This window comes from Clostridium sardiniense (assembly GCF_016907995.1).
Classification (GTDB): domain Bacteria; phylum Bacillota; class Clostridia; order Clostridiales; family Clostridiaceae; genus Clostridium; species Clostridium sardiniense.
This window is the reverse complement of sequence record NZ_JAFBDA010000008.1, coordinates 62,246-74,633: the sequence shown is the minus strand read 5'-3', so window position 1 is coordinate 74,633 and position 12,388 is coordinate 62,246. Positions and strand designations below refer to the sequence as shown.

Below are 12,388 nucleotides of genomic sequence, written 5' to 3'. Positions count from 1 at the left end.
TATAATTATCTCTTTTCTTTTAATGATTCTTCTATTATTTTATCTAATAACTCACTGTATGTCATATTCTTTCCAGCAGCGCTCTTTGGGAATAAACTATTTTTAGTCATTCCTGGAAGAGTATTTACTTCTAATATATATGGTACTTTATCCTCTGTAACTATCATATCAACTCTAGCATATACAGAACACTTTAATGCTCTATATGTTGCAAGTGCCATTTCTTCTACTTCTTCATGAAGATCTCTTTCAAGTTCAATTACAAATTCATCTGATCCACCATCGTTATATTTTGCTGCATAATCAAAGAATTCTGCATTTGGCTTAATAGCTACTATAGGATACATTTCATTCCCTAAGATTGGGCAAGTTATCTCTTCTCCTTTAATAAACTTCTCAATCATTACTTCGTTATCCCATTTAAATCCTTCTTCTACTGCATTTAGAACTTCAGATCTATCTTTAATAATAAATGTTGCAACACTTGATCCACCATGAGTCGGTTTAATAACCACTGGATAGCCTAATTTTTCAATATCGTCAAAGTTAAGCTCTGAAACATCTCTTAAGTTTATCCATGGTGCTGTTCTTATTCCAGATGCTTTTAAAAGATTCTTTGACATATCCTTATCCATACATGCTGCACTACTTAATGGTCCACAACCTGAATATGGTATCTCTAAAGATTGTAATACTGATTGAACAGTTCCATCTTCTCCAAATTGTCCATGAAGTGCTAGTAATGCAAAATCTATTTTTTCATCTCTTACCTTATTTACTATATCATCTTTTTTATCTATTACAATTTTAACTACATCATACTTTTTAGTATCTATATTCTCTAAAATTGATTCCCCACTTTTTAAAGATATCTCTCTTTCTGATGAGATACCCCCCATTATTACTCCAATTTTCATACTGTACCTCCAAAAATATACTATCATACTTAAAGTTCTCTATTTATAAATACATTATTTTAATAACTATATTATTTTAACCTATATTACTATTATAATAAAGACTATATCAAAATGAAGAACCACTAATAATCATTTTTTTACTTCTAGTGGTTCTCTTAATTTAAAATATAGAACTTTTATTCTTGCTTTGCATTTACATAGATAATGTTATAATGTAATCATATAAAATTATATAAGGAGACATTTTAAGACATGAAAGAAAAAAATAAAGCAATTATATTAATGATAGTTTCAGCTATTGCCTTTGCAGTAATGAGTACTTTTGTTAAACTTTCAGGTGACTTACCATCAATAGAAAAGAGCTTATTTAGAAATGTAGTAAGTTGTATAGTCGCATTTTATTTAGTCAAAAAAAGTGGCGATTCTTTATTTGGTAAAAAGGAAAATAGAAAGTATTTAATAGGTAGAGCCTTACTTGGTACTATAGGAGTTATAGCTAATTTTTATGCAATTGAACATCTAATACTAGCTGATGCTAATATGCTAAATCAGCTTTCACCATTCTTTACAATTATATTCTCTAGTCTATTCTTAAGAGAAAAAATTACAAAGAATCAAATTATAATATTGCTTATAGCATTTGCAGGAAGTTTATTTATAATAAGACCGACATTTAGTTTAGAAATAATCCCTGCCTTAATTGGTCTTTCATCTGCAATATTTGCGGGCGGTGCTTATACATTTGTTAGATTTTTAGGAGGACGTGAAAAAGGACCTACTATAGTATTCTTCTTCTCATTCTTCTCAATAGTTTCAACTTTACCATTTGTATTAGTAGATTTTAAGCCATTTACTATGATTCAGTTATTCTACTTATTAATGGCAGGTGTTGCAGCATCAATTGCACAATTTGCGCTTACAGCTGCATATAAACATGCACCAGCTAGAGAAATATCAATATACTCATATACGCAAATAGTATTTACTGCGCTAATTGGTTTTACACTTTTCGATCAATTACCAACAGCGTTTAGCTTTATTGGTTATGCTATCGTAATAATAGCCTCTATCGGAATGTTTATGTACAACAATAAGATGGCTAATAAGCAAAAAGTTACTAACTAATTGTAATATATAAACTATATTTTAGAAGAAAATATCTTCAGAATCACTAGTTATTTTCATATGTTCTAATAATTAAAAGGCTCTTAGATTTAAAATCTAAAAGCCTTTTAATTATAATATTAATATATAATTGAAAATTTATATTATAATTTAATTTTCAAAATATATATTACATATACTTCTTCTTGTCTTCCCATTTACATATATGATTTAATGGACACTCAAAACACTTAGGTCTTTGAGATGTACAACATCTTCTTCCATGAAATATTAAAAGATGATGAGCAAGTGACCATTCTTTTTTAGGTAATTCTTTTTGAAGTTGCTTTTCAACTTCTAATACATTATCTGATTTTGCAAGACCTAATCTATTTGAAACTCTAAATACATGAGTATCAACTGCAATTGATGGCACTCCAAAGGCATTGGATAGTACTACATTTGCTGTCTTTCTTCCAGCACCTGCAAGGGAAGTTATACCTTCCATAGTGTTTGGAACTTCTCCATTAAAGTTTTCTTTAAGTTGCCTACACATAAGTACTATATTCTTTGCTTTATTTCTATATAATCCTATTTGCTTTATTCTCTTCTCTAATTCCTCATTAGTTAAAGTTAAAAATGCATCTAAATCTGGATAATCTCTGAATAATGTTTCTGTAACTTCATTAACCTTTTTATCAGTTGTTTGTGCTGATAAAATAGTTGCAACTAAAAGTTGAAATGCTGACTCATGATTTAACTCACAATGAGCATCTGGGTATGTTTCTTTAAGTATTTCTAGTATCTCTTTAGTTCTCTTTTTCATTTTTACACCTCTAGTCTATCTTTTTTTAAAATTTATTTAACTTAAACTAATTCTTTTAAGTTATATTGTAAAGAAACTCGCTCCTTAAAGAGCGAGTTTTAATTTAAATTCTCATTTTACATAATAATATATTAAATAAAATTTAACTAAGTATATTATTATGTTACTATTCTATTTATATACTCCTCTATAACTCTCAGGTAAAAGATTTGCTATAGATTTCATTAGAGTTTCCATACATCTATCATCATGTTCATGCTTAGTCTCATCTTTTTCTTTCTTTGGAAGAATTACCGGATCACCAAACTTTATAGTTACATCAGCATCTTGCCACTTCTCTCCTCCCATATCTCCTTCTGGACATATTGGAAGTAATTTATCTGTTCCACTCATTCCTATTGGAATAACTGTTGCATTCTTAATCTTAGCAAGAAGTAATACCCCCTTCTTCCCTTCTATCATAGCACCAGTTCTACTTCTTGTTCCTTCTGGGAATATTAGAAGGCTTTCCCCACCTCTTACTGCCTTAACCATTCTAGTCATAGCTTCTTTATCTGCAGTATTTGGTCTTATTGGTATATTTTTAACCATCTTCATTCCTATATTCGTTACAGGATCATCTGATAGTTTTACTCCAGCTACAAAATATGGATCAAAGTCTTTCTTTAATATTTTATTTAAAACTAATCCATCTGAATTACTTAAATGATTGCATATAAACACTATAGGTCCTTGAATATTCCTTAATTTTTCATACCCTTCAATGTGAATATTTGCATGATTCTTTATGTATCTATCTGTTATCTTTTTGCCAGCAAATACTACTACACTCTCAGGTAATATTTCCATAATTTTCGCCATAAATGGTGATAACATAAGATATTTCACCCACTTCCTAAAATATTAGTCTACAATATATTATATTCTAGATACTTATAAAAGTCTATCCATATAGCCTTTTATATATGGTGATTCAGTTTTTACATCTTTTATTTCTTGTCTCTTATATTTTTTCTTTCTTATTATAGCGTTTCTTATTAAGGTATTCTTACCTCTCCACCCACATGATGTATTTTTATAAGTTTCCTTAAAAGCTAAATTGTTAAGATTTATTATAAAATCTTCCTCATCCTTTTTCATGAACTCATTTACTTTAAATTCATTTAGTTTAGTATACTCAACATTTTCATTGTAAGGACATTTCATCTGACAACTATCACAACCAAAAATTCTTCCATTTAATAAATTAATTTCTTTATCATTTAAATCTTTCTTTTGAGTTAAATATGAAATACATATATTTGGGTTTCTTCTAAAATTATTTATAGATTTTGTAGGACATTCTTTAAAACAATTGCTACATTCACCACACTCTTTATATTCTCTTGATTCATTAAATGTGGTTTTGTCATCTTCATATATTTCTAAATCAGTTATAATCTCACCTAAAAAAACATATGATCCATATTTTTTAGTTATAATCATATTATTTTTTCCTACAAATCCAATACCAGCTAAACTTGCAATATATCGTTCTGGAAGTGAATTACTATCTACAAAAGCTTTAGCCTCTCCCCCATGTTCTTCAATAAATTTACATATCTTTTCTAGATAATTGTGAACCACTCTATGGTAATCCATCCCTTTTGTATAAACTGAAAATCCATTATCAAAAAAACTCTCAGTCGTAGCATAAGGGAAAGCTATAGAAATTATAGTCTTTCCCTCTTTCATATACATATTTGGTTTTATTCTTTTATCTATATCTTTTTCTTCAAATTCATTTTCTAATAAAAGTTCTTTTCTATTATTATAAAAATCTCTAAGTTCTTCAAACTCTCTGCACTTTATAAAGCCAACTAAATCTAAATTTAAGCTTTTACAAAATTCTAAAATTTCTTTTCTAAGTTCCATCTTCGCACTCTTTCTAATATTTCTCTCATACAAATTAAATTAATTAAATAACCATATCATTATATATTTGTATATAATCACCCTTAATATCTCTTATCTCTATAATTCTTGCTTCTGTTTTTTTTAGCACTTTAGCAGGAATTCCTACAGCTGTTGAATTAATCAGAACATCTTTTAATACAACAGAATTTGCTCCAATCTTTACATTATCTTCAATTGTAATTGGACCTAAAACCTTAGCTCCTGCTCCTATTATAACATTATTTCCAATAGTCGGATGTCTCTTTCCTTTATCTTTTCCAGTTCCACCTAAAGTTACACCATGATATATTGTAACATCATTTCCAACTTCAGCAGTTTCTCCAATAACGACCCCCATGCCATGGTCAATAAACAGCCCTCTTCCAATCTTTGCTCCTGGATGTATCTCTATTCCTGTAAAAAATCTATTTACTTGAGATATTAATCTTGCTAAGAAAAACCATTTATGTGCATATAGTTTATGAGCTAACCTATATACTATTAGAGCATGAATACATGGATATAAGAAAAATACTTCTATTTTGCTTCTAGCTGCTGGATCTTCTTTTAGTATTCTATTTAAATCATATTTTAAACTTTTAAACACAGAGTTTCCTCCTTTAAATTTAAGACGTTACTTTTTATATTGGCTTCTAAAGTCTTTATAGTCTATTCTTTTATTCATATAATCCCATTGAAATATATTTTTCTCCACCATCTGGTGCAATTGCAAGAACCTTTTTACCAGCTCCAATTTCCTTTGCAATTTGCATTGCTACAAATATTGCACTTCCAGCTGAAATACCAACTAATACTCCTTCATTTGTTGCAAAATCTTTTGCAGCTTTAAAAGCTTCTTCATCAGTTACAGCCTTTATTTCATCAACATATTCTGATTTGTATATTGATGGAACAAATCCTGCTCCAATACCCTGTATTTTATGAGGTCCAGGTTTTCCTCCACTTAACACTTGTGAATTTGAAGGTTCTACTGCAACTGTTTTAAGACCTTTTATTTTTTCCTTTAACTTTTTAGATATACCTGTAACTGTTCCACCTGTTCCAACACTTGCAACAAATATATCTAAATCTGGAATATCTTTTGCTATTTCTTCAGCTGTAGTTTCATAATGCTTTTCTGGGTTTGCTACATTTTCAAATTGTTGTGGCATAAAATACCCATCTTCTTTTGAAAGTTCTGTTGCTTTTTCAATTGCACCTTTCATTCCCTTAGTACCTTCAGTTAATATAAGTTCCGCTCCATATGCTTGTATTAAAGCTCTTCTTTCTTTACTCATAGTATCTGGCATAACTATTATTACTTTATATCCTTTTAGTCTTCCAATCATAGCAAGTGCAATACCTGTATTACCACTTGTTGGCTCAACTATAACAGAACCTTCTTTTAATAATCCTAAACTTTCAGCTTTTTCAATCATTCCAAGTGCTGCTCTATCTTTTACACTACCACCAACATTAAACTTTTCAAGTTTAACATATACCTCTGCACTATTTCCATCTAAGTTTTTCATCTTAAGTATTGGTGTGTTCCCAATCATTTCTAAGCTACTTTTGTAAATCATATTAATACCTCCGTTTTACCATTTGAATTCTATTTTCTCTCTGAAATAAATTTATTACTAATATCAATTGATAATTTACAAACTATCAAGAGTTTTAAACTATTAACTATTTTATATTTTGTTAATTATCAATTGTTATACCTTTTTTGGGTATAAAAAAAACTCCTTCTCTAAAACTATAGAGACGAAGTAATATTCGCGGTTCCACTCTAATTGAATTAATTTTAATAAATTAATCCCTCTTAAAATCAAGTACAAAAATATACTTTATCACTGTAACGGGTGAGCCCGGATAGTCTTACTATAATTTTGGGACTTCAACTCCAAAGGGCACTTCATATAAATTCTAGATGAAAAGTTCTCAGCTATCTTTTCTCTCTGTAATCTTCCTCTATACTACTTTCCTTTTTCATAGTTTTTAATTCAGAGTAATATTGTATGGTTTATATTTATTATTATATGCTTTCTTCTATTATTGTCAACACTTTTTTTAATTATTATAAAGTATTTAAATAATTCTGTAAAATTATATTTTCATATAAACACATTCTCTATTATATTGCAAACATATAAAAAAGTGATTGAGAATCTGCTCCCAATCACTTGTATATATAAATAAATTATTCCTATTTTTCTTTTAATTTTCTATTTTTCTTCTTCCATAATGGGTATAAATACTCATCTATAATATCATGAATTATAACAATACCAACTAGCTTCTCATCCTCATCAACTACTGGAACTGATAAAAGATCATATTTATTTGCAAGTTCTATTGCTTCATCAACATCATCTTCATGCTTTAAAACATTGAAATTAGTATCCATTATATCTCTTAATTTATTTTCCCCAGGACTTAATATTAAGTCTCTTAAAGATATCATACCTTGAATTCTATCCTCATTATCAGTTATATAAATATAGTACATAACTTCTTCATCAGGTTCCATCTCTTTTAATATATCAACTGTCTCTTTAACAGTAATATCTAGATTAAGAGAAATAAAGTCCTTCGCCATTATACTACCAACTGTTTCATCTTCATATTCTAGAAGCTCTTTTACTTCGTCAGCATCTTCTTTTTCAAGATTTACTAGTATCTTTTCTCTTTCTTCTTCATCAAGTTCATCTAAAAGGTCAGCAATCTCATCGCTTGGCATATTTTCCAAAAGTTCTGCTGCCTTACTTTCTGATAACTCTTTAATAATAGTACCCTTATATTCTTGATCTAATTCTTCTAAAGTATCTGCTGCTAAATCTTCATCTAATGATTCAAATACTTGTTTTCTTGATTTACTATCAAGCTCTTCTAAAATATCTGCAAGATCTGCTGGGTGAAGCTTAGATAACTTTTGATATGGAACTTGTAGCTTTAAATTATTATTTCTCATTTCTAATGATTCAACATCATCCCACATTAAAACTGTATCATCATAGCTTTTACCTATTATTTTATAAATAAACTTAACAGCCCATCCGATTCCCATTCTTCTATATTTTGCAAGAGGACCAGTCTCTACTGCAACTACTCTATACTCTCCTGCAATTTTTGCAATTCTTAAATCATCAACTCTAACAACTTGTTTACCATTTATATCAACTATCTTTTTATCTAAAAGATGCCTAGATAACAGGTAACTATACGTCCTTGGAAGAATTTCTTTGCTTCCTCTTGTCTTAATGACTACTTTTCCGTCATCATCATAAAAATTTATATCTCTAAATTCATAATGATATATAGAGCCATCTCTTCTAACTTTATAACCAATAACTCTTGGATACCCCTCTTCTGTAGTCACATAAACATCTTTTAATGTACCAAGGTTATCATCAAATTCATCATATATCTTATTTCCTAATATATTTGTGTATAAAAAAACTGTCAACTGCTTCATACTATGCTCCTCCTAATTGCCTTAGAGAACCTTAAATGAATCCTAATAATTATTGACAGTTATAAAAAATCAATTATTAATAATTAAATAGAGGTTTACTCTAAGACATGTTATTGAGTTTTGGTTTCTCACCTAACTGAGGTCCACCCTCCATTTATAAACACCATCCCTATTTCTAAAATTTGTAATTTCCTATACAATAAAAAAGGCTTTGTATACAACAAAACCACCATTAGTTTTATATAATAAAAAATCTTTATAATTCCATTATATTATATTCCTCTCAAAAGGCAACATTTTTTCATAAGTAATCTGACATTTATCTTGCAAATTAATGATTTTAATAAAACTCTTACAAATTAATAATAAAAACTCCCACAAATTTTATGAGAGTTTTTTATTATTTTCTTTTACTTAAAACTATTTAGAGAATTATTTACTGCTAAAAGTAATAACATTTCACTTATTATACAATATGGGAATACCCATATTCCTAATATAATTGATACATGTTCAATAACCATAGATATTAAAACTCCTATTATTATAAATATTCCTCTCTTATTACTGTTTGGCTTATCTATTAATAACGCTCCAACTAAAAGAAGTACTCCAATTATAGCAAGCACTACGCCTTTTATTATATTACCATAACTTAGTATTATAAAATATCCAAAAGAAGCACTAAGTGTTATACTTCCATCTATATTGCATATAAACACTACATATACTAAACATAAAGCTGCACTTGCAATATAATTTATATTAAAATTTATATTATCAAATCTAAAATTAATATAATATAAAGTTAAAATAATTATAGGTATTATTAAGTAATCTAAATATATTAAATTTTTAAGTAAATAAATTATCTCTACGTTTTTTATTACACACATTAATAGCAATGACATGTTCCTAATAAAAAGTACTGCAAGAGATACTCCAAGAAAAATTCTTATTTTCTTCGGAGCCTTACTTCTATCCTTATCTATTAAAAATAGTATAAAAAAAAGTATAAATAACAAACTCATATAGTATATAAAGTTCATAAAAACTCACTCCTAAAACCATATTTCTGTTATTTATACTTATTAAATTAAACTCTTCTTTATTCCTTTAACCCTAAAACTTCTATTCCACCTTTTATACACTGAACTCTAAGTGGAAACTCAGGTCCTTTTTCTCCATCTATATCTGTGACTATATCTTCATCACATTCAATTAAAACATCATTTGTCTTAAAGTAAACAACTTTTTCTGAATCTAAATGGTCCCCTCTTAAAACTTTTAAGAAAAGCGGTAAAAGTTCAATTACTTGAACTGCTTTAAATAATATTAAATCAAGCATTCCATCTTGTATATCTGCTCTTGTTGCTAAATTTAAATTCCCTGCTGTTTTTCCGTTAAATAATAATAATAGATACATTTGCCCATCATAATTATATTCTTTTGATCTTATCTTAACATCAAGTTTTCTAAAATTAGGTAATTCCTCTAATCCTTTAATATAATAAGCTAGTTTTCCAATAGCATTTTTAAGATGTACATCTGTTTTTTGTGATATATCTGTAAAAAGTCCCGTACTTGCAACATTTATAAAATATTTATCATTTATTTTACCTATGTCTACTGGTTGTGGTTTTGATTTAACTATTCTTTTGCAAGCTTCAGTTATGTTATGAGGCATTTCTATAAATTTTCCAAAGTCATTTGCTGTTCCGACTGGTAATATTGCTATTGGAAGCTTTACTCCCTTTTTCATCATAGCGTTTAAAACTGAATCTACAGTACCATCGCCTCCAGCTATAAGTATATATGCATAACTTTTATCAATATAATCTAAAGCTTCAATTATATCTCTACCACGTTCTATTCTATATGGAACTATTTGATATCCATAGTTTTGATGAATTTTTATAACATTATCTAGCTCACTTAATATTGAATTCTCCCCCGAATACGGATTATAAATGAAGCGTACCTTTCGCATTATTATTCCTCCTTATGATAGAACTAACTTATATTATACATTTGGTTTCATATGTTGTCTACTGCTTAATATAACACTAAATACTATATAGTTTATTCCTTAATAGTACCTAAATTTTTTCTTAAATCTTATTTAAGCCTTTATATTATCCTAATTTGTATGCTATAATTACTTACTGTAAGTTATTTATGATTTTTAGGAGTGGTTATATGAGAAAAAGTTGTATTCCTAATATATTTACCTTTATTAATTTATCATGTGGGGTATTATCAATTTTATCAACATTTGACGAACAGGGTAAGTATGTTCAAGCTGCTTTATTAATATTATTTGCTGGATTTGTAGACAGATATGATGGAAGAATCGCTAGATATTTACAAGTATCAAGTGATCTTGGAAAGGAATTAGATTCCTTAGCTGACCTTGTGTCATTTGGAGTTGCGCCTTCACTACTAATCTTTGCATTATTCAATTTAAAGGACTTTGGTCCATTTGGAATTTTAGGTTACATAATACTTCTAGTGTTCCCAATTTGTGGTGCATATAGATTAGCAAGATATAATGCTACTGAATTTGATGGTATATTCAGAGGAATACCAATCACAATCGCCGGTTGCTTTATAGCATTCTTTGCAATTATAGTATTTTATATTAAAGTTGAAAATGTAAATGTAATAATACCAGTAATATTAATGATTCTAGGATCTTACCTAATGGTAAGCAATTTAAAATTAAAGAAATTATAATGTATTTCATATCCCAGGCTAAGTCTAGTCTGGGATATTTTTTTAATCATCCTCATCTCTTATAGGTGATGATTGATTAGGTAGTGGTTGATTAAAAAACTTAAGTTCTTTATCTATCTCTGTTTGTATTACACCTTTAATTTCCTCTTTAATCTTTCCGTTTTTATAGTTTATTGATACTATTTCATTTTTAAGCTTACTATAATTTAGATAACTATCTTGATATAAGTCTATCACCTTAATTAATTCATCTATTTCTCCACCAATATCATCAGCCCTATCTATAGCTTTTTGTACTTCCCTAGATTTTCTACCATATATAGTGTTAAGTTCTGATGCACCTGCAACAAGAAGTCTATATGAATTTACATATGAACTAAGCAAATTAGTAAGCTTTACTAAATCATCATAATGAGACGTCATTACTTTTTCATTCATAATAATACCTTCTAAAATAAATTATTATATTTAATAATATTAATTCCTATATTCTTTTATTACAAAAAACAACTGGCACTATCAAAAGTACCAGTTATCTTTTCATTTACAAGTCATTTCTTCCGAATACTCATCATCTGTCTTTATCCATTTTGCAAAATCTATAGGATATTCTTTATTAGAATGCATAATCTTTTCACAGCTACAGCTTTTATTGCTCTTACATCCATCTTTGCATTTTTCTTTTTTATTTCTATAACACATGTCTAATTCTATAAATTCATCAAATTCTAAATCTTCTCTTACATTGACCTCAAAAAAGAAGTCTCCTTCCGGATATCTATAATACATACATGTTTTCCTCCTAGTCTACTTAACTTTACAGTATGGTTTAAAGTAAGATCTTTCATACTTACATAGTGGACATATTGCAGGAGCCTCCATACCCTCATGAATATACCCACAATTCATACATTGCCAGTAGGTTTCCGTATTTGATTTAAACATGGTATCAGTCCTTATTTTTTCACAAAGAGTTAAAAATCTCTTTTTATGAGATTCCTCAACCTCTTGTAATTCTTTATAGAATTGTGCTATTTCTTCAAAACCTTCCTCCATAGCAACCTTTTCGAATTCTTTATAAATACTTTTACTTTCTTCATTTTCAAAGTAAGCGGAATTTACTAAGTTATCCTCAGTACTGTTTACTTTACCAAGATATCTTTTAAAAGCCTCTCTTGAATGGGCATATTCATTTGCTGCTGTTTCATCAAATATTTCTCCAACCCACCTGTATCCTTCTTCCCTTGCTTTTTCTGCATAAAGATTATATTTACCTCTTGCTCTGGATTCGCCTGAAAAAGTTTTGTAAAGATTTTTTTCTGTTTTGCTTCCCTCTAATTTCACTTTATACTCCTAAGTAATACTTGTTATATTTTTAATTTATTCTTA

14 protein-coding genes and 1 other annotated feature are annotated in these 12,388 nt (G+C 28.4%); of the genes, 2 read left to right on the top strand and 12 right to left on the bottom strand.

All coding sequences use genetic code 11. The features are described from left to right. Nucleotides 1–5: 5 nt before the first annotated feature. Nucleotides 6–917 carry a D-alanine--D-alanine ligase gene (locus JOC62_RS08610; RefSeq protein WP_204594859.1) on the bottom strand — a complete coding sequence of 304 codons (912 nt, stop codon included), beginning with the start codon at nucleotides 915–917 and terminating at the stop codon, nucleotides 6–8. Between the two features lie 255 nt (nucleotides 918–1,172). On the opposite strand from JOC62_RS08610, the gene JOC62_RS08605 reads away from it, so the two are divergent. Beyond that, nucleotides 1,173–2,045: a DMT family transporter gene (locus tag JOC62_RS08605; RefSeq protein ID WP_204594858.1), complete on the top strand. Its 873-nt coding sequence runs from the start codon at nucleotides 1,173–1,175 to the stop codon at nucleotides 2,043–2,045. 169 nt (nucleotides 2,046–2,214) lie between these two features. On the opposite strand, the gene nth is transcribed toward JOC62_RS08605, so the two are convergent. The 8 genes from nth to JOC62_RS08565 all read right to left on the bottom strand — a co-directional run bounded on the left by nth (nucleotide 2,215) and on the right by JOC62_RS08565 (nucleotide 10,253). After that, entirely contained in the window at nucleotides 2,215–2,850 is a 636-nt protein-coding gene (gene nth / locus JOC62_RS08600; RefSeq protein ID WP_204594857.1) for an endonuclease III, read from the bottom strand. A 171-nt stretch (nucleotides 2,851–3,021) separates the two neighbouring features. After that, nucleotides 3,022–3,726, bottom strand: a complete 705-nt coding sequence (locus tag JOC62_RS08595; protein WP_204594856.1) for a lysophospholipid acyltransferase family protein — start codon at nucleotides 3,724–3,726, stop codon at nucleotides 3,022–3,024. Nucleotides 3,727–3,783: 57 nt separating this feature from the next. Next, on the bottom strand, nucleotides 3,784–4,764 hold the full coding sequence (gene queG / locus JOC62_RS08590) for a tRNA epoxyqueuosine(34) reductase QueG (protein WP_204594855.1): 981 nt from the start codon (nucleotides 4,762–4,764) through the stop codon (nucleotides 3,784–3,786). Between the two features lie 43 nt (nucleotides 4,765–4,807). After that, nucleotides 4,808–5,392, bottom strand: a complete 585-nt coding sequence (gene epsC, locus JOC62_RS08585) for a serine O-acetyltransferase EpsC (RefSeq protein ID WP_204594854.1) — start codon at nucleotides 5,390–5,392, stop codon at nucleotides 4,808–4,810. Nucleotides 5,393–5,462: 70 nt separating this feature from the next. Continuing rightward, nucleotides 5,463–6,368: a cysteine synthase A gene (gene cysK, locus JOC62_RS08580; protein ID WP_204594853.1), complete on the bottom strand. Its 906-nt coding sequence runs from the start codon at nucleotides 6,366–6,368 to the stop codon at nucleotides 5,463–5,465. 177 nt (nucleotides 6,369–6,545) lie between these two features. Next, nucleotides 6,546–6,790: a binding site (T-box leader), on the bottom strand. Between the two features lie 204 nt (nucleotides 6,791–6,994). Continuing rightward, nucleotides 6,995–8,263 carry a magnesium transporter gene (locus tag JOC62_RS08575; RefSeq protein ID WP_204594852.1) on the bottom strand — a complete coding sequence of 423 codons (1,269 nt, stop codon included), beginning with the start codon at nucleotides 8,261–8,263 and terminating at the stop codon, nucleotides 6,995–6,997. Nucleotides 8,264–8,673: 410 nt separating this feature from the next. Beyond that, a complete protein-coding gene (locus JOC62_RS08570; RefSeq protein WP_204594851.1) occupies nucleotides 8,674–9,312 on the bottom strand; it encodes a hypothetical protein in 639 nt (212 codons plus the stop codon). Nucleotides 9,313–9,371: 59 nt separating this feature from the next. After that, the gene (locus JOC62_RS08565) at nucleotides 9,372–10,253 is read right to left on the bottom strand and encodes a YegS/Rv2252/BmrU family lipid kinase (RefSeq protein WP_204594850.1); all 882 of its coding nucleotides are present in this window, start codon (nucleotides 10,251–10,253) and stop codon (nucleotides 9,372–9,374) included. Between the two features lie 209 nt (nucleotides 10,254–10,462). Between JOC62_RS08565 and pssA the strand changes: the two genes are divergently transcribed. Beyond that, nucleotides 10,463–10,999: a CDP-diacylglycerol--serine O-phosphatidyltransferase gene (gene pssA / locus JOC62_RS08560; RefSeq protein WP_204594849.1), complete on the top strand. Its 537-nt coding sequence runs from the start codon at nucleotides 10,463–10,465 to the stop codon at nucleotides 10,997–10,999. A 42-nt stretch (nucleotides 11,000–11,041) separates the two neighbouring features. Here pssA and JOC62_RS08555 read toward each other — a convergent pair whose 3' ends face one another. From JOC62_RS08555 to JOC62_RS08545, 3 genes are all read right to left on the bottom strand, one after another. Beyond that, the gene (locus JOC62_RS08555; RefSeq protein ID WP_204594848.1) at nucleotides 11,042–11,437 is read right to left on the bottom strand and encodes a hypothetical protein; all 396 of its coding nucleotides are present in this window, start codon (nucleotides 11,435–11,437) and stop codon (nucleotides 11,042–11,044) included. Between the two features lie 102 nt (nucleotides 11,438–11,539). Beyond that, on the bottom strand, nucleotides 11,540–11,788 hold the full coding sequence (locus JOC62_RS08550) for a hypothetical protein (protein ID WP_204594847.1): 249 nt from the start codon (nucleotides 11,786–11,788) through the stop codon (nucleotides 11,540–11,542). An 18-nt stretch (nucleotides 11,789–11,806) separates the two neighbouring features. Then, the gene (locus JOC62_RS08545; protein WP_204594846.1) at nucleotides 11,807–12,343 is read right to left on the bottom strand and encodes a ferritin family protein; all 537 of its coding nucleotides are present in this window, start codon (nucleotides 12,341–12,343) and stop codon (nucleotides 11,807–11,809) included. Nucleotides 12,344–12,388 lie beyond the last annotated feature (45 nt).